Source organism: Marinimicrobium sp. C2-29 (genome assembly GCF_038419845.1).
Lineage (GTDB): Bacteria > Pseudomonadota > Gammaproteobacteria > Pseudomonadales > Cellvibrionaceae > Marinimicrobium.
On sequence record NZ_JBCAQT010000006.1, the window covers coordinates 183984 to 201193 of the forward strand.

At 62.2% G+C, this 17210-nt stretch carries 12 protein-coding genes; 7 read left to right on the forward strand and 5 right to left on the reverse strand.

What is annotated here, in order from left to right:
- Positions 1–263: 263 nt before the first annotated feature.
- Together ydiJ and AAE484_RS08020 are read right to left on the reverse strand one after the other, a co-directional pair.
- On the reverse strand, positions 264–3311 hold the full coding sequence (gene ydiJ, locus AAE484_RS08015) for a D-2-hydroxyglutarate dehydrogenase YdiJ (RefSeq protein ID WP_341937842.1): 3048 nt from the start codon (positions 3309–3311) through the stop codon (positions 264–266).
- Between the two features lie 142 nt (positions 3312–3453).
- A complete protein-coding gene (locus AAE484_RS08020; protein WP_341937843.1) occupies positions 3454–3867 on the reverse strand; it encodes an MAPEG family protein in 414 nt (137 codons plus the stop codon).
- A 163-nt stretch (positions 3868–4030) separates the two neighbouring features.
- Between AAE484_RS08020 and fabV the strand changes: the two genes are divergently transcribed.
- From fabV to lpxL, 3 genes are read left to right on the forward strand one after another with little or no spacing between them, the layout of a single operon-like run.
- Positions 4031–5215 carry an enoyl-ACP reductase FabV gene (gene fabV / locus AAE484_RS08025; RefSeq protein ID WP_341937844.1) on the forward strand — a complete coding sequence of 395 codons (1185 nt, stop codon included), beginning with the start codon at positions 4031–4033 and terminating at the stop codon, positions 5213–5215.
- Between the two features lie 44 nt (positions 5216–5259).
- Positions 5260–6165 (forward strand): acyltransferase, encoded by a 906-nt coding sequence (locus AAE484_RS08030; RefSeq protein WP_341937845.1) that lies wholly within the window; start codon positions 5260–5262, stop codon positions 6163–6165.
- A gap of 46 nt (positions 6166–6211) precedes the next feature.
- Positions 6212–7132: an LpxL/LpxP family Kdo(2)-lipid IV(A) lauroyl/palmitoleoyl acyltransferase gene (gene lpxL / locus AAE484_RS08035; protein ID WP_341937846.1), complete on the forward strand. Its 921-nt coding sequence runs from the start codon at positions 6212–6214 to the stop codon at positions 7130–7132.
- Between the two features lie 30 nt (positions 7133–7162).
- Here the strand turns inward: lpxL and AAE484_RS08040 are convergent, their stop codons facing one another.
- Together AAE484_RS08040 and AAE484_RS08045 are read right to left on the reverse strand one after the other, a co-directional pair.
- Positions 7163–8023 carry a 6-pyruvoyl trahydropterin synthase family protein gene (locus tag AAE484_RS08040; RefSeq protein ID WP_341937847.1) on the reverse strand — a complete coding sequence of 287 codons (861 nt, stop codon included), beginning with the start codon at positions 8021–8023 and terminating at the stop codon, positions 7163–7165.
- Positions 8024–8164: 141 nt separating this feature from the next.
- Positions 8165–10276, reverse strand: coding sequence for a hypothetical protein (locus AAE484_RS08045; protein ID WP_341937848.1), 2112 nt, complete (start codon positions 10274–10276; stop codon positions 8165–8167).
- A gap of 351 nt (positions 10277–10627) precedes the next feature.
- On the opposite strand from AAE484_RS08045, the gene AAE484_RS08050 reads away from it, so the two are divergent.
- Positions 10628–11602 carry a diguanylate cyclase gene (locus AAE484_RS08050; RefSeq protein WP_341937849.1) on the forward strand — a complete coding sequence of 325 codons (975 nt, stop codon included), beginning with the start codon at positions 10628–10630 and terminating at the stop codon, positions 11600–11602.
- 177 nt (positions 11603–11779) lie between these two features.
- Positions 11780–12184, forward strand: coding sequence for a hypothetical protein (locus AAE484_RS08055; protein WP_341937850.1), 405 nt, complete (start codon positions 11780–11782; stop codon positions 12182–12184).
- A gap of 64 nt (positions 12185–12248) precedes the next feature.
- Here AAE484_RS08055 and metE read toward each other — a convergent pair whose 3' ends face one another.
- Positions 12249–14666, reverse strand: coding sequence for a 5-methyltetrahydropteroyltriglutamate--homocysteine S-methyltransferase (gene metE, locus AAE484_RS08060; protein WP_341937851.1), 2418 nt, complete (start codon positions 14664–14666; stop codon positions 12249–12251).
- A gap of 195 nt (positions 14667–14861) precedes the next feature.
- Here metE and AAE484_RS08065 point away from each other — a divergent pair, with 195 nt between their 5' ends.
- Both AAE484_RS08065 and AAE484_RS08070 read left to right on the forward strand, forming a co-directional pair.
- On the forward strand, positions 14862–15779 hold the full coding sequence (locus tag AAE484_RS08065; protein WP_341937852.1) for a LysR family transcriptional regulator: 918 nt from the start codon (positions 14862–14864) through the stop codon (positions 15777–15779).
- 60 nt (positions 15780–15839) lie between these two features.
- Positions 15840–17096 carry an MHYT domain-containing protein gene (locus AAE484_RS08070; RefSeq protein WP_341937853.1) on the forward strand — a complete coding sequence of 419 codons (1257 nt, stop codon included), beginning with the start codon at positions 15840–15842 and terminating at the stop codon, positions 17094–17096.
- The last annotated feature ends 114 nt before the right edge of the window (positions 17097–17210 follow it).

The window sequence follows — 17210 nt, forward strand, 5'->3', positions numbered from 1 at the left end:
AGCTTCGTCGCTTAGCGCTCCGGTCGGGTATGCTGGTGTGAGACACGCCGTGAACCCATCCATGGGGGCTCGATCACCCGCCGTCCAGGCGGGTGACGGTCTCACACCAGCATACCCGACCTCCGCCGTGCCATCATCGAGTTTCGGGAAATAGCACCTCGAAACGGCGGATGCGCCTTAGGCTTATCCGCCCTACACAAAGTGCCGTGCTACCCGTAGGGCGGATAAGCGTCAAGCGCATCCGCCATCACCAAATCCGCACGCTACATCTGCGCCAACAAAACTTGCACCGGGTGCGGAATTGCAACGTCGTCGATGCGTTTCACTTGCGAGCGGCAGGAATAACCGGTCGCGGTCAGTTTCCCTTCGTGTTCCGGATTGGCCACCACCTCGGCCCAGGAGAGACCGTAGATTTTCTTTGAGGTTTCCACATTGGTTGCCTCGTGACCGTAGGTGCCTGCCATGCCGCAACACCCGGTGTCGATGACCTTCAGGGTCTGTCCCAAAGCGCTGAATACCGTCTGCCAATCCTTGATGGAAGCGGCGGCGTTGGTTTTTTCGGTGCAGTGGGCCAGCAGGGAATAGTCACCCGGCTCCAGCAAATCCGTTCGTGTTTCCAGATGGTCTTTCTGCTGCGCCAACCACTCCTGCAACAGTGCCACCTCCGGCGCGTCTTTGCCCAGCACTTTCTGATACTCGCTGCGGTAGGCCAGGGTCATGGACGGCTCCAGTCCCACCAGGGGAATGCCGCTGCGGGCCAGGTCGTTCAGGTGCTCGGCGTTTTTGACCGCCGCTTTGGCAAAGGGACCGAGGAAACCGTGCACGTGCAGCGGTTTGCCGTTGGGTTTGAAGGGGGCCACCAGCGGGGTGAAGCCCAGCGTGATGAGCAGATCCAGGCTGTCGAGCACCAGGCCGGTTTCAAAATAGCTGGTGAAGGCGTCCTGGACCAGGATCACCGCGTTGTCCCGCTGCTCCTGGGTAAGCGATGCGATGTTCTGCGCACTGGCGTAGCGGACTTTGCGCGTCTGCAGTTCGTTGTCCAGTGAGATGCCGGTGAGCAGCGGGCTGTCCACCATGCCGGCTGCTTTGGCCATGATCGCCTGCATAAAACGCGGCTTCATCAGGCCGTTATACAGCCAGGGTACCTTGGCCAGGGTGGGCACCATGAACTCCAGGCCGCCGATGAAGTAGTCTTTCAGCGGGCGCAGGTAGCGGCCGTAGTACAGCTCCAGAAATTTGCTGCGGAAGCTGGGTACGTCCACCTTGATCGGGCACTGACCGGTGCAGGATTTGCAGGCCAGACAGCCCATCATGGATTCATGCACTTCGTGGGAGAAGTCGTACTGGCCGCGCTTTTTGGCGACGGTGTTTTTGACGCGTGCGGGCAGGCTCAACAGGAATGACTGCCTGCGCGTCGCTTCGGTCTCCTCGACGGCGTTCACCTCCCGCTCGCTCAATTGTTTGAGCCACTCGCGCACCAGTGACGCCCGGCCCTTGGGGGTCTGGGTGCGCAGGCGGGTGCCTTTCCAGGAGGGGCACATGGCATCGTTCGGGTTCCAGTTGTGGCACTGGCCGTTGCCGTTGCAGTGCATGCCCTCGCTGTAGCCTTCCCAGACCTGCACCGGAATTTTCCGGTCCTGCTGACCGCGGGTGGGTACGCCGTCGATTTTCAGCAGTTCCAGCTCGGGTTTCGGGGTGGCGATTTTGCCCGGGTTCAACTGGTTGCGCGGGTCGAACGCGGCCTTGAGCCGTTGCAGCTGCGGGTAGAGCTCGCCGAAGAATTCCGGCGCGTATTCGGCGCGCACGCCCTTGCCGTGCTCGCCCCAGAGCAGCCCCTTGTACTTTTTGACCAGCGCGACCACCTGATCGGTGATCGGGCGGATCAGTGCTTCCTGCTGCGGGTCTTTCATGTCGATGGCGGGGCGCACATGCAGCACGCCCGCGTCCACATGGCCGAACATGCCGTAGGTCAGGCCGCGCTCGTCCAGGAGCTGACGGAATTCCTTAATGAAGTCCGCCAGGTTCTCCGGCGGCACGGCGGTATCCTCCACAAAAGGAATCGGGCGGGCCTCGCCCTCGGCATTGCCCAGCAGGCCCACGGATTTTTTGCGCATCGCCCAGATCTTGGCCACCGAGGCCGAGCCCCAGGCCAGGCTGTAACCCAGTCGGTCGTTGTCCTCGCCCGAGTCGGCATCGAGCCGGTCGGTCAGGCGCTTTACCGCCGCTTCCAGCTCTTCTTCGCTGTCGGCGGTGTACTCCACCAGGTTGATGCCCTGGATCGGCTCGCCGCTCTCCGCTGGCGGGAAAAACTCGGACACGCTGTGCCAGACGATGTCGTTCATCGCCAGATTGAGCACTTTTGAGTCCACGGTTTCGATGGCCGTGGGCTCGGCTTTCATCAGCTCGGTGGCATCGCGCAGGGCCGCGTTGAAGTCCCGGTAGTTAACGTTCACTAACGCGGAGACCTTCGGGATGGGCAGCAGGTTGAGCTTGGCCTCGGCGATAAAGCCCAGGGTGCCCTCACTGCCGCAGAGCACGCTGTTCAGGTCGAATCGGCCTTCGGGCGTGCGCACATGGGCCAGATCGTAGCCGGTCAGGCAGCGGTTGAGTTTGGGAAATTTGGCATCGATCAGCTCGGCGTGATCAGTCTGAATCTGGTTGAGCGCTGAGTGCACCTCGCCCACACGATCATCGCGCCGGCTCACTTCGGTCAGCTCGGCATCATCCAGGGGGCGGGACGTCCAATCGCTGCCATCGAGCAGCACGGTGCGCAGCTCCAGCACGTGATCCCGGGTCTTGCCGTAGCGGCAGGAGCCCTGGCCTGAGGCGTCGGTGTTGATCATGCCGCCGATGGTGGCCCGGTTGCTGGTGGACAGATCGGGGGCGAAAAACAGCCCATGGGGCTTGAGCGCGGCATTGAGCTGGTCTTTCACCACGCCCGACTGCACTCGCGCCCAGCGCTCCTCCACGTTGATTTCCACAATGGCGTTCATGTGCCGGGAGGTGTCCACCACCAGACCGTCGGTGAGCGACTGGCCATTGGTGCCGGTGCCGCCGCCCCGGGGGCTGATGACAATCTCCTCAAACACGGGCCGGTTGCTCAGCTGGGTGATCAGCACCAGGTCGCGGACATCGCGCGGGTAAATCACGCCCTGGGGCAGCATCTGGTAGATGGAGTTGTCCGTGGCCAGCACAGTGCGATTGGCGTAATCGGGGTTGAGGTCACCCTTGAAGCCAGCGTCGCGCAGGGCGTCGATAAACGCCAGATAGCGGGCCTGGACAGGGGAGGTGTGGCGAATACTCGGTATCATGAACGGCGTTACGTCTCTCGAATTGGGGGTGATATTCTACGGGTTTGGCCGGCATTCTCCAATTAGCCGCGGGCGCTCTCCAATTGGCTGCAGGCGCTCTCCAATTGGCCGCCGCCGGCGCTCTCACTCCTGCTGCAGGCGTTTACCAACCGCCGCGGGCGCTGTACTGCATCGCCAGAGTCACCCAGATGGCGATCAGCAGCAGGTTGCTGGCCATGAACGCCAGGAACCTGTGAAGTACGTTGTTGTAGCTCAGGTGGATGAGCGTATGGATCAGGCGCAGGGCCACAAAGCCCCAGGCCAGCGCCAGCGGGCCCTGTACCCCGAGCACCAGCGAGGTGATGCAGGCCAGGTAAAACAGCACCGGCACCTGGAACAGGTTGTCGTAGTGCCGGGAGGCGGCGATCAGCTTCGCCGGTGGCGGCTCGGCACTGTGGTACAGGCGGAAGTAGCTCATGGACACTTCGCGCCGGCGCACGGCCAGGGTGCGCAGGGTCAGCAGATAGATGGCAACGCCCAGGGTCAGCAGCATCAGGGCAAACATGGGGTAAAGCATGGGGGTCTCCTCAACCTTGGTCGGTTCGGTCTCGGCGCCAGTTCCGGGTGTTGGCGGCGGAACAAAGCGCTCAAATGGGGCATCAGCTGTTACAATAGCCCTATTTGCCCCACTGTGTGTGGGGATGGTAATCGACAATCAGAACGAGAGCATAGGACTTTACATGATTATCAAACCAAAAGTACGCGGTTTCATCTGCACCAACGCCCACCCGCTGGGCTGCGCCGCCAACGTGCAAGAGCAGATCGATTACACCAGACAACAGGGCGAGCTCAACAAAGGGCCCAAGAATGTCCTGGTCATCGGCTGCTCCACGGGCTACGGGCTGGCCTCGCGCATTACCGCCGCCTTTGGTTCCGGGGCCAAAACCCTGGGCGTGTGTTTTGAAAAGCCGCCCACCGAGAAGCGCACCGCCTCGGCCGGTTACTACAATACCGCCGCTTTTCATGAAGCGGCCGAAGCCGAGGGCCTGTACGCTCACACCATCAACGGCGATGCCTTCTCCGATGAGATCAAGGCCCAGACCGTTGAACAGATCAAAAAAGACATGGGTAAAGTCGACCTGGTGGTCTACAGCCTGGCCTCGCCCCGGCGCACCGACCCGAGAAGCGGAGAGACCTACAGCTCGGTGCTCAAGCCGATCGGCAAGGCCTACACCTCCAAGGGCCTGAACACCGATACCCTGAAAATCAGCGAGACCACCATTGAACCGGCCACCGATGAAGAAATTCACAACACCGTCAAGGTGATGGGTGGCGAAGACTGGGAGTGGTGGATTGACGCCCTGAAGGAAGCGGACGTGCTGGAAGAGAACTGCCAGACCACCGCCTACACCTATCTGGGCGACAAGCTGACCTGGCCGATCTACGGCAAGGCGACCATCGGCAAGGCCAAAGAGGATCTGGACCGGGCCTCCCTGGCCATCGACCAGAAGCTGGACGACCTCAATGGCACCGCCCACGTCTCGGTGCTCAAGGCGGTGGTCACCCAGGCCAGCTCCGCGATTCCGGTGATGCCGCTGTACCTGGCCATTCTGTTCAAGGTCATGAAAGAAGAGGGCACCCACGAGGACTGCATCGAGCAACTTCAGCGGTTGTTTGTGGAATGCCTGTACAGCGCGAACCCGCGCCTGGATGGCGACGACCGCTTCCGCGTGGACAATCTGGAGCTGGATCCCGCGACCCAGGCCAAGGTGGAAGAGATCTGGCCCCAGGTCACCGAGGACAACCTGTTCGAGCTGACCGACTACAAGGGCTACCACGAGAGCTTCCTCAAGCTCTTCGGTTTCGGATTCGAGGGCGTGGACTACGAGGCCGATATCAGTCCGGTGGTCAAAGCGCCGTTCTGATGCGCGGGTGGGCCTGGCCCACCCGGCGTCTTAGCCCTTAGCCCATGCCTGTCTTTCGCGTTTTCATCGGCCTGCTGAGCCTGTCCCTCTACGTGATCACCATCGTGGGGGCCTTTCTGTTGATCCTGCCTCCGGCGCTGGTGAAGCTGGTGGTGCCGGCCTGGCGCCGGCCCTGTAACACCCTGCTGGACTGGATCGCCAGTGGCTGGATCGAGCTCAACAGCTGGCATCAGCGCTGGCTGACCGGCACGCAGATTCGGGTCACGGGTGACCTTGAACAGTTGAGCCGGGACGAGTGGTACATGATGATCGCCAACCACCAGTCATGGGTCGATATCATGATCCTGGTGCGGGTGCTCAATGGTCGCATTCCCTACGTGAAATTCTTTTTCAAGAAAGAGCTGCTCTGGGTGCCCTTGCTGGGCCAGGCGCTCTGGGCGGTGGACTTTCCGGTGATGCACCGCCACAGCAAGGCGGAGCGGGCCCGCAACCCGGCGCTCGCCACCCAGGACATGGAGCGCACCCGCCGGGCCTGTGAAATGTACCGCGACAGTCCGGTGACCATCGTGAACTTTCTCGAGGGCACCCGTTTCACCCCCGCCAAGCATCGGGCGCAGGGGGCCAAATACCGCCACCTGCTGCAACCCAAGGCGGGGGGGCTGGCATTTACGTTGTCGGCCATGAGTGGCCAGTTGCGCCGTCTGGTGGATGTCACCCTCTACTACCCGGGCGGGCGACCCACGTTCTGGCAGTACGCCTGTCGGCAACTGCCCTGCGTCGATATGCATGTGCGTCTGCGCACGATTACCGATGATCTGCTGGGAGATTACCCGGAAGACCGCGCATTTCGCGCGCATTTTCAGGAGTGGGTCAACCAGTTGTGGCGGGAGAAAGACGAACAGCTTGAACGGATGGCACAAGAGGCTCGCCCCGATCCGGAATCGCCTTGAGCCCTGATTGCACCCTGATTGCATTAACCCAGAATTGAACAAACCTATGTCTGAACACGCTTTCCCTCGCGAACTCCTGTCCCCCCGTCACTGGCCGTCCTGGCTGGGGGCGGGCTTCTGGTTTCTGCTGGCCCAGTTGCCCTACCGCCTGCAATGGAGGTTGGCCCGGGCGCTGGCCCCGCTGCTGAAGCTCAACAAAAAACGCTACTACTACGCACGGCGCAACATCGAACTCTGTTTTCCGGAGATGACCGAGGCCGAGCGGAATAAGCTGGTAAAAGAAAACCTGGTCTCCACCGCCATGGTAGTGTTTGAAACCGGTATTGCCTGGTTCTGGCCCAAGTGGCGGTTGCGTCGACTCTTTCACGTCCGCGGGCTTGAACATGTTGAAGCGGCCCGCGAGGCGGGGGAGGGGGCGTTGCTGTTGGGGCTGCACTTGACGACGCTCGAAATTGGCGGTGCGCTGCTGGGGCAGAGAATTGACTTCGACGCTATGTACCGACCGCACAGCAACCCGGTTTACGACTATCTTCAGAAAAATCGCCGCGAGTCGTATGCGCCGGAAACGTTGGTGATTCCAAGAGACAGCGTCCGCACGATGGTTTCGCGGCTGCGCAAAGGGCGCTTTATCTGGTACGCGCCGGATCGGGACCTGGGGCCGAAGAACAGTCTGTTTGTGCCGTTTTTCGGCGTACCGGCGGCAACGGTCAGTGCGGCGGGTAAGCTGGTCAAAATGGGTAAGGCTCGGGTGATTCCGTTTACGCACTATCGACGGCCGAATGGCCGCGGCTATGAACTGGCACTACTTCCGCCGCTGGAGAATTTCCCGACGGGAGATGAGTATGAAGATACGTTGCGGGTCAGTCAGTTTATGGAGAGCGAGGTTCGCAAATGCCCGGAACAGTATTTCTGGGCACAGCCGCGCTTCAAATCCCGCCCGGAGGGCGAGCCGTCGTTGTATCAATGATGTGAGGTGCTCCAGTCCCGGAGCGCCCGTTTAACCGGTGCTGTCGGCGACGGCAATGGCGCCCTTGTTCAGCCCCTCGTAGGCCTGCACGCGGATCCGGCTGGTGGGGTACTCGGCCTGGGTTTCCCGGGCAATGTGGTCGGCAATCAGCTCGACCGTGGTGTCGGTGTCCATCAGGTAGCAGCAGCGCCGGGGCAGGGTGAGTTCGAATTCGCCCTGGGGGGCGCTGTACGCGAAACGGCAGTAGTCGCCACCTTCCGGCTCGTCCACCAGGTCCTCGCGCGTGCCCAGATAGATATCGCGCAGGCGGCTGGCCCACTCATTCTCCAGTGCCGGCGAGCCGATGTCGTCGGCCCAGATGGCGATCTTGGAGCGATGGCCGTGGGCGATACGCTGGCAGTTGCCTTCGTGTTTTTTCAGGCCGTGGCTGTAGTGATAGAAGGCGCTGTCGATATGCTCGGTGGTGAACGCCAGGTTCAACTGAGTGTGTGCGGGAAACAGGGAGGCCTGATCGAGGCGCTCAATACACCATTTGGCCACGCTCTCCCGGGTGAGCTCCTCGGCATCCACCAGAGCCACGGCCTGTCGCGGGCAGCGCAGGTGGATGGTTTCCTCCCGGTCGCCAAAACGCCAGTGCAGATCCAGTTGATCGCCGTTTTCCTTCAGTGTCAGTTGCGGTGAGCGCAGGGGCACGAGCAGCCGGTGATCCAGCTCTTCATCCAGCCAGACTTTCAGGCGTTTTTTGACGATGCCAAAGTCGCACACCATGCCCTGCTCATCCAGAGCCCCTTCCAGTTGAATGTCAGCCAGCCAGGTTTCCCCCAGCAGGCCGCGACGGGCGTCCAGAAAACTGAAATCCACGGTGGCGAGATTGTCGACAAAAAGCAGCATAGAAACGGAGCCATGGTTGAATATGTAAGCTCTATGATAGCAGTTGTGTTCTGTGCTGTGGAGGAGGGATGCTGCAGGGAAGGAAGTGCGGGGGCCGGTTCTGGCCCCCGCTGGGGTTCGAGTGCAGGCGGTAGCGGTCAATCAGTACAGATAAACCGCGCCTGAGTCCGAGGCGTCGTTGTCATCGCGCTCGCTCCCGATACCGGTGCCGCTGCCATCTTCACGGTGAGCGCCGATCGCCATCAGGTTGCCGTCGCCAGACAGGGCGGTGCTGATACCGAAGTTGTCACCAGCCCCGGTATTGGGCGCCTTGATATATCCCGTCTCCTGCCAGTTGCTCCCGCTGAGTTCAAACAGGTAGGTGGCGCCGGCGCGGGGTTCGGACCTGTCTTCTTTATCGCCGTCAAAACCGGTGTCGCCGCCGCTTTCACGCCGGGCGCCGATGGCCAGAGTGGCGCCATCCTGAGAGAGCGACAGACTCTGACCAAAGCGCAGGCTGGCCCGGGAGTTGGACGCTTTCAGGTAGTGGGTCTGGGCCCAGCCGCCGTCGCTCTGTTCAAACAGATAGACGGCGCCGCTGTAGAGCGCTACGGTCTGGGCATCGCCAAAGTCGTAATCATCGGGGCTGGCCTCTGTGCCTCGTGATGCACTCAGGTCGCCTTCGCTGCCGACAGCGAGGCGGGCGCCATCGCCGGACAGTGCCAGGCTGTTGCCGAAGCTCTGCCCGTAACCGCCCTGGCGCAGCTGGCGGGGCAGCTGAGTGTAGGTGTGGCTGGGTTTGATATAGGCCTGCTGGCTCCAGTCACTGCCGTCGCGGTTGAACAGATACACGGCGCCGGTGCCCGGCAGGCTGAAATCATCTTCGTCGTCGCTGTTGATGCCGGTGGCATCGCTGCGCTCGGCGGGCGAGCCCACGGCCAGGGTGTTGCCATCGGTGGAGATCGCCAGGCTGCTGCCAAAGAGCGACCCGGGCAGAGTGTTTGAGGCTTTGACGTAGGCCTGCTGAGCCCAGTCTGTCTCGCCTTTGGCAAAGACATACACCGCACCGGCGGCGGGCGCATTGTTGAGGCTCTCGTCGCCGTTGATGCCGGTCGCCGAGCTGGCCTCGAACAGGGCGCTGACGGCCACGGTCAGGCCATCACCGGAAACCGCGACCTTGTGGCCAAAGCGGTCACCGGTATTGGTGGGAATATCGACCTCTTCCTCTTCTTCCTCGCCGTCGGCCGGCTCCTCGTCCGTACCGTCTTCCACTTCGTCAGTCTCTTCCTCTTCCGCCGGGTTGGCATTGGAGGCTTTCAGAAACGCCGTCTGCGACCAGGCCGCCTCTTCATCGCGCTGGAAGAGATAGACCGCGCCGGTCTGGATGGCGCCATTGTCTTCCTGCTCCTCGGGGTTTACGCCGGTGCCGCTGCTGTCTTCCAGCATGGCACTGACGGCGAGCAGGTCGCCGTCATCAGAGAGTGACAGGTGGTAACCAAAGCGGTCATTGGTGCGGGTGATGTCTTCGCCGTCATCGGTGGTGGCGGGCGCTTCGGTATTGGAGGCCTTGACGTAGGCCTGCTGCTGCCAGTTGCCCTCTTCGAGCACAAAGACATAGACCGCCCCGGCGGCAAATACGCCATTGTCGGCTTCGTCGCCGTTAATGCCCCGGGCCTGACTGGCTTCGCGCGGCGCCCCCACAGCCAGGGTAGTGCCATCGGCCGAGAGTGCGAGGCTCCAGCCGAACCAGTCGGCCGCATCGGTGTTGGAAGCTTTGAAATAGCCGATGGCATCGAGCATGACCGAGCTGGTCAGTCTTGCCTTCGAGTCTTTCGAGTCGGAGCACTCAGCATTCATGCACGCTTCGACCATGTAGCGTGCCTCATGCCAATCATGTTTATGGGTGGCAATGGTGTCTTCGGCTGAGGGTTCGCTCAGCTCCTCCCCCACTGGGGAGAAGCCACTATTGCCATCCGGGTCCTTCATCAGGCGATAGTGGACGGCACCCTCCACCGGTGTCCAGGAAAACTGGAGCGTCCTGGGCGAGTCGGACTGAATGTTCAGTTCCGGCCACTCCGCGCCGCTGATGCCCCCGCTGTTGCCGGCGTTCAGATTGCCGCCGCTGCTGGAGGATGAGGAGGAAGAGCTGCTGCTACCACCATTGTCGTCATCACTGCCGCAGGCCGCCAGAAATACCGTGGAGAACAGCAGTGGTAGCCAGTAACGGCGTGCGGAGAAAGTGGAAAAAGTGTCGTTGTCTCGAGTTGTACTCATGCCTTCGTATACCTGAGATTTGTGTAAGCCCGCGATTCTCGGTGCCCGGGCGCTCTGTGTCAAATAAAGCGGTTGGCCACATCGACCGGTTCGTCATCGGCCCTCGGTAACCGGGGCGTATCGAATCCGGCCCGGCGCTGGCCGATTGGACCGCAACAACGAGGGGAAAATCCTGAGAGGGTCCAAATTGATCAAGATCAAGGCGACTGGATTCATCTGCCAGAAATGTGACACTGACATGATGAGTTTGATGCCGGGAATGTTAAGATGGCGGGAGTTTGACGTTCGGGTTTATCCATCTAACCGGAGTCGGAATTGGAGCGGTGGGGGCCGGTTTCGACGGAGTCTGCGATGATTACCGTGCAAAATATCATGACCCCCGTGAAAACGGTGGTGCAAGCGGGTGATGCCCTTTCCCGGACGCTGACCCTGATGCAGCGCAACCGGCATTCCTGTGCGCTGGTTGTGGACGCCGGGCGGGTCATCGGTCTGTTGACCGAACGCGACCTGTCCGATGTCCTGACCCGCTCTCTGGAGCGGGGGTGCCTGGACGATCGTCCGGTCAGCGAGGTCATGACCCCTGAGCCGGTGTGCCTGGCCGAGCAGACGTTACTGCTCGATGCCCTGAAGCTGGCGCGCGACCTCCATATTCGGCACTTCCCGGTATTGGACGAGGGCGAGGCGCTGGTGGGCATCGTGACCCAGACCGATATGGCCAATGCGTATATTCGCATCCTGGAGCACCAGGCGGAGCTGGTGCAGACCAATCAGACCCTGGAATTGGCCTCCCTACGCGATCCGCTCCTGTCGGTGAGAAACCGTCGTGCCATGGACCTGGATCTGGGCCGGATGCTGTCCCAGGCTCAGATTCAGGGCCAGTCAATGGCGGTGGGCCTGCTCGATCTCGACCGGTTCAAAAGTTACAACGATTACTACGGTCATCTGGCGGGGGACCGGGCGCTGAGGAGCGTCGCCCGGGCGGTGGAAGAGAATTTGCGCCAGGGCGACACCCTCTACCGATACGGCGGAGAAGAGTTATTGCTGTTGATGCCCGACACTGACCTGGAGGGAGCCTGGCAGGGAGCGGATCGGGCCCGGCAGGCGGTGGAGCGGCTGAATATCGAGCATGTGGTGAGTCCGCTGGGGCGTCTGACCCTCAGTGGCGGCGTCGCGGCGGGTCGCGGTGTCGGTGCCGAGGGGTTGATCGCCGCCGCGGACCGGGCGATGTATCAGGCCAAAAGGGACGGGCGCAACCAGGTGCGCGCCGCCCGCCAGGCGCCGGTGATTGCCCGGGATGATTGTGCCGGTTCGGTGCCGAGCGAGTAGCCGAGGCCATCGATGGAAGAGCCGGGCGTCGGACGTCGGCCGGCAATCGGTTACAGAACGATCTGGATCAAATTTCGATCAATTCATGTAATTTTCACTTGTACTCCCCGACATTATCCGTAAACTTCGCGCCGTTGTAGGCTATCGAGGCACGTCGCCTCCCGGATATCGAACGTTATGCCCCATCCCGCTGTAGATCCCCTGACTCTGACCAACCGGTTGGGTCAACCCGTCACCCTGGGCGTCAAGCTCCTTCGTGGTGAACATCGTGACACCCTGTTTGTCAGTGCTCCTCGCCAGCAGGCATCCAGTTTTTTTGGCAAGAACGCCGAACCCTTTCTGGCGCAGTTGCTCAAGCGGCTGCCGCTCAACCCCGCCCGCCTGAGTGTGATCGAGCTGCGCGGGGACCAGGACCGACCGGAATTCTGGCGCTGGCGCTTTGAGTGGGTGGGGCGTTCCCCCATGGCGCCCCGCAGTGAGCAGGTGGCGAGCGAGGGGTCGCGCTCGGCCCTGCAGTCGATGCTTGATGGCGACGCCTCCGAGAGCAAGGCCGCGCGCGAGCCGCGGGCGCGTTACGGTTAAGCTCCCGCCACAGTCAAAACCCTGCCCGAGTTAACCTCCCGCCACTGTTAGCGCGCTTCCCGGCTCAGGCGCGGCGCTGCTTCGCCCGTTCTGCGGCGGTTTTGCCGTAGGCCTGGCGCAGCTGCTGCGCGGCCGCCACCATGTTGGCCAGGGCGGCTTCGGTTTCGGGCCAGCCGCGGGTTTTCAGGCCACAATCCGGATTGACCCAGATCCGCTCGACCGGCAGGTGTTGTGCCGCCCGCTCCAGCAGCGTAACCATGGCTTCCACACTGGGCACATTGGGGGAGTGGATGTCATACACGCCCGGACCAATGTCGTTGGGGTAGTCAAAATCCTCAAACACCTGGAGCAGTTCGCCCTGGGAGCGGGAGGTTTCGATGGTGATCACATCCGCATCCAGCGCGGCAATGGCGCCGATAATGTCATTGAACTCCGAATAGCACATATGGGTGTGGATCTGGGTTTCATCGTTCACGCCACTGACACTCAGGCGGAAGGCTTCCACCGCCCAGTCCAGATAGCCCTGCCATCGGCTCTGGCGCAGCGGCAGTCCCTCGCGCAGCGCCGGCTCATCCACCTGAATGATCTGAATGCCGGCCGCTTCCAGGTCTTTGACTTCATCGCGCAGGGCCAGGGCAATCTGGCGTGCGGTTTCCGCCATGGGCTGGTCGTTGCGCTCAAACGACCAGAACAGCATGGTGATCGGGCCGGTGAGCATGCCCTTGACCGGCTTGTTGCTCAGTGACTGGGCATAACGGGCCCACTGCACGGTCATGGCCCGGGGCCGCTGGACATCGCCGTAGATGATGGGCGGTTTGACGCAGCGGGAGCCGTAGCTCTGTACCCAGCCGAACTGGGTGAAGGCGTAGCCATCCAGTTGCTCGCCAAAGTACTCCACCATGTCGTTGCGCTCCGCTTCGCCGTGCACCAGCACATCCAGGCCCAGCTGCTCCTGGCGGGCAATGGCATCGGCGATCTCCCCGCGCATCCGGTTCTGGTACTCCACCTCGGAGATCTGCCCGAGCTTGAAGGCGCGCCGGGTCTGGCGAATGTCCCGGGTCTGGGGAAAGGAGCCGATGGTAGTGGTGGGCAACAGGGGCAGCTGCAGCAGCGACTGCTGACGCCGGATGCGCTCGACAAAGGGACTCTGGCGCTGGCTGTCCTCGCGGGTGACCGCCTCCAGGCGTGCCCGGACCCGGGGATTGTGAATGCGCTCGGATTGTTGCCGGGAGGCCTGGGCCCGGTCACTCTGCTCCAGGGCTTCGCGCGCTCGCTCGTCCGGTTCCGGCGTCAGTAGTTGGGCCAGCGCCACCACCTCGGTCACTTTCTGACGGGCGAAAGCCAGCCAGCTTTTCAGTTCCGCATCCAGTTTCTGCTCCCGCTCCAGATCGACGGGCACATGCAGCAGTGAGCAGGAGGGGGCCAACCACAAACGCTCACCCAGCCGCTCGGGCAGATCGCCCAGCTGCTCCAGCGAGGCGCGCAGGTCGTTGCGCCAGATATTGCGGCCATCCACCAGGCCGATGGAGAGAACCTTGTGGGTCGGCAAGCGGTCGACGACACTCAGCAGTTGCTCGGGCGCCCGCACGGCGTCAATATGCAGGCCCGCCACCGGCAACTGCACGGCGGTGGAGAGATTGTCCTCCAGAGCGCCAAAATAGGTGGCCAGAAGCAACTTCAGTGTCGGCGTCTGCAACTGATGGTAGGCGCGCTCGAACGCCTGGCGCCAGGCCTGGGGCAGGTCCAGTACCAGGATCGGCTCGTCAATCTGCACCCACTCGGCGCCCACTTCAGCCAGCTGCGCGAGCAGGGTCTGATAGGCCGGCAGGAGGTTCTCCAACAGGTCGAGCCGATCGAAGTCCGGCGCCTTTTCTTTGCCCAGCCACAAATAACTCAGGGGACCGAGGATCACGGGCTTCGCCCGGTAGCCCTGCGCGATGGCTTCTCGGGTCTCGTCGATGATCTGGGTGTAGCTCAATTCAAAGTGCTGCTCCGGGTGAAACTCCGGTACCAGGTAGTGGTAGTTGGTGTCGAACCACTTGGTCATTTCGCAGGCGCTGGTCGCCTCACCACTGGGCGCGCGGCCGCGCGCCATGCGAAAGAGGGTGTCCAGGTCGGCCTGGGTGCAGGGGCCGTCCGGCGCCTCCGGGGTTTCCTCCAGGCCGGTGTGGGTGCACTGGTGGTCGGTATCGGTGGCGGTTTCTCCCTGATTCTCATACCCGAGGCGATGGCGCACCGGTACGTTCCCCAGTGTGGCCGAGAGGGCCAGCACCTGGTCGTACCAGGCGAAATCGCCGGTGGGGATCACATCCAGGCCGGCCGCCGCCTGCAGCTCCCAGTGGGCGCGGCGCAGCCGCTGACCCTCGGCCTGCAGCTGTGCCCGATCAATGTCGCCGGCCCAGTAGGCTTCCACGGCTTTCTTCAGCTCGCGGCCGGCCCCAATACGGGGGAAACCGAGAGAGTGGGTGGTGATCTGTGTCATGTTGATATCCCTGATAGTCAGAATTGAGTGAATTGGTATGAGACTTATTCTGAGGCCGCTGGTAACATGAATCAAACTGAGTTTATTCAGATTGGTCATGAAAAATATTAATGTTTATGTCTGGACGCGTTTCGTCTCTGAGGCGCCGCCGTCAAAACGGGCGAGGCCGAACCGGCCCAGGAGAGAGCACCGAACATGCTGGATATTCGACATCTGAAAACACTGGTGGCACTGCGCGAGACCGGCTCGCTGGTGGAGGCCGCGCAACGGGTGCACCTGACCCAGTCGGCGCTGTCGCATCAACTCAAGGACCTGGAGGGACGTCTCGGGGGCGATCTGTTTGTGCGCAAGAGTCGCCCTCTGCGATTTACCGCCGCCGGTCAGCGGCTTCTCACGTTGGCGGATCAGGTGCTGGGGCAGGTGGAGGAGGCCGAGCGCGACCTGCAACAATTGCTGCATGGGGAGGCCGGGCGACTCTATATGGCCATCGAGTGTCACAGCTGTTTCAACTGGCTGATGCCCACAGTGGAGGTCTATCGCAACCACTGGCCGGCGGTGGAGCTGGACTTTTCCGGCGGTTTTACCTTTGAGCCTCTGCCGGCCCTGACCCAGGGGGATATCGATCTGGTGATCACCGCCGATCCGCGGCCTCTGCGCGGAGTGGACTATGTGCCCCTGTTCTCCTACGAGATGCAGTTCGCCCTGGCGCGCGATCACGCCCTGCTCAATCGGCCCCACCTCAGACCGGAGGATCTGAGGGACCAGACACTGATTACCTACCCGGTCGAGCGCAATCGGCTGGATGTGTTCACCCAGTTTCTGGAACCGGCGGGGTGTGAGCCGGCGGCGGTCAGAACTTCGGAGCTGACGCTGATGATGGTGCAGCTGGTGGCCAGCGGGCGGGGCATCACCGCGCTGCCCAACTGGGTGTTGGCCGAATACGCCGACCAGGAGCTGATCGCCGTGCGCTCGGCCGGCGCCGAGGGGGTCTGGCCGACGCTCTACGCCGCTGTGCGCTCCGCCGAGCGGGAGGCCCCTTTTATCCGGGATTTTCTGTCGTTGGCGCGCGATCATTGCCTGAAACACTTGCAGGGTGTGCAGCGGGTCGGGTAACTGATCCAGCGCTCCGTCTGGCGCGTAATTCCCCCATCATCAAACAATGGGGAATTGAACATGGTTGGATCCTACAGCCTGATGCTGGTTGCGGCATCGTACTGCGTCGCGGTGATTGCCTCCTATACCGCCATCTACTTCGGAACTCGGGTCTTTGAACTCGAAGGGAACAAGCGCCAGTGGTGGTTGCTGGCCGGTGCTCTCTGTCTGGGTTCGGGCATCTGGTCCATGCACTTTGTCGGGATGAGCGCCTACGATATGCCGATGGGCATGGAAATGACCTTCAGCGCCGGTCTGACCGCGCTGTCCTGGTTGCCGGCGATGCTCGCCTCCGCCCTGGCCCTGTACATCATCACCCTGCCGGAAGTCTCCGGGCGCGGCATCGCCGGTGGTGCCCTGGTGATGGGGGCGGGTATTTTCTGCATGCACTATCTGGGAATGCACGCCATGCAGATGCAGCCGGCGATCCAGTACGATCCGGTGTGGGTGTCCATTTCCGGTGCGATTGCGGTGCTGGCTTCCGGGGCAGCGCTACTGATCTGCCGCAAGATCCGCGAAGTGCCCCGGGACTGGTCGGTCTGGGTCAAAGCCATCGCCGCGCTGGTGATGGGGGCGGCCATCTGCGGTATGCACTACTCGGGCATGGCGGCTGCGATCTATCCCATGGGAGCCGAGGCGGCGGCGGGTAATACGCTGCGCGGCGACTGGATGGGGGTGCCCACCGCCATTGCGGCCAGTGTGCTCCTCTTGCTTGCCATTTTTGTGGCCTACAGCGATGTCCGCGATCTGGAGCGGGCGCGCAGACAGCAGGCGGTAGCACAGGACAAGGCGCACAAGGCGGCGTTCTACGATCGGGTGACCGGACTGGGCAATCGCAGCCTGCTTGAAGCCCGGATCCTTGAGACCCTGACCGTGACCGACGCGGATGCGACGCCGCCCCCCTTTGGTCTGGCCTATTTTGAAGTGGGGGACAGTCGGGACCTGGCCCAGGCGGGGCGCCACGACGAGGCGCAAGAGAAGCTGCAATGGTTCTCCCGGCAGCTGCAGTCGAGCTTCCCCAAGGCGGAGCTGATCGTGCGCTACAGTAGCGCCAGTTTCATGGTACTGGGGCATGATCTGGACGAGAATTCGTTGGCAAAACGGATCGCCCGCCTGCGCTCGGCGCTCAAAGTGGACGGAGGCATCGACACCTGGGGCTGGGGCGCGAGCTACCATCCGGAGTCGGCGAGTAACACCCGCGGTCTGATACTGGTGGCGCAGCGGGACCTCGAATGGGAGCGGAGCGATTCCGCCCGGGAGTCGCTCAGCGTGGCCTGATCGGATCAGTCACAAGCATCCGAGCCGCTGTTTAGACAAACAAAAAAGCCGAAGCGTTTTCCGCTTCGGCTTTTTTGTTTGGATGACCCGACATTTCAGTCGCTGGCCACCCCA

Excerpts from the sequence above, each read along its gene's own strand:
- ydiJ (WP_341937842.1), bottom strand. The coding sequence starts at position 3,311 with ATGATACCGAGTATTCGCCACACCTCCCCTGTCCAGGCCCGCTATCTG.
- AAE484_RS08020 (WP_341937843.1), bottom strand. The coding sequence starts at position 3,867 with ATGCTTTACCCCATGTTTGCCCTGATGCTGCTGACCCTGGGCGTTGCC.
- fabV (WP_341937844.1), top strand. The coding sequence starts at position 4,031 with ATGATTATCAAACCAAAAGTACGCGGTTTCATCTGCACCAACGCCCAC.
- AAE484_RS08030 (WP_341937845.1), top strand. The coding sequence starts at position 5,260 with ATGCCTGTCTTTCGCGTTTTCATCGGCCTGCTGAGCCTGTCCCTCTAC.
- lpxL (WP_341937846.1), top strand. The coding sequence starts at position 6,212 with ATGTCTGAACACGCTTTCCCTCGCGAACTCCTGTCCCCCCGTCACTGG.
- AAE484_RS08040 (WP_341937847.1), bottom strand. The coding sequence starts at position 8,023 with ATGCTGCTTTTTGTCGACAATCTCGCCACCGTGGATTTCAGTTTTCTG.
- AAE484_RS08045 (WP_341937848.1), bottom strand. The coding sequence starts at position 10,276 with ATGAGTACAACTCGAGACAACGACACTTTTTCCACTTTCTCCGCACGC.
- AAE484_RS08050 (WP_341937849.1), top strand. The coding sequence starts at position 10,628 with ATGATTACCGTGCAAAATATCATGACCCCCGTGAAAACGGTGGTGCAA.
- AAE484_RS08055 (WP_341937850.1), top strand. The coding sequence starts at position 11,780 with ATGCCCCATCCCGCTGTAGATCCCCTGACTCTGACCAACCGGTTGGGT.
- metE (WP_341937851.1), bottom strand. The coding sequence starts at position 14,666 with ATGACACAGATCACCACCCACTCTCTCGGTTTCCCCCGTATTGGGGCC.
- AAE484_RS08065 (WP_341937852.1), top strand. The coding sequence starts at position 14,862 with ATGCTGGATATTCGACATCTGAAAACACTGGTGGCACTGCGCGAGACC.
- AAE484_RS08070 (WP_341937853.1), top strand. The coding sequence starts at position 15,840 with ATGGTTGGATCCTACAGCCTGATGCTGGTTGCGGCATCGTACTGCGTC.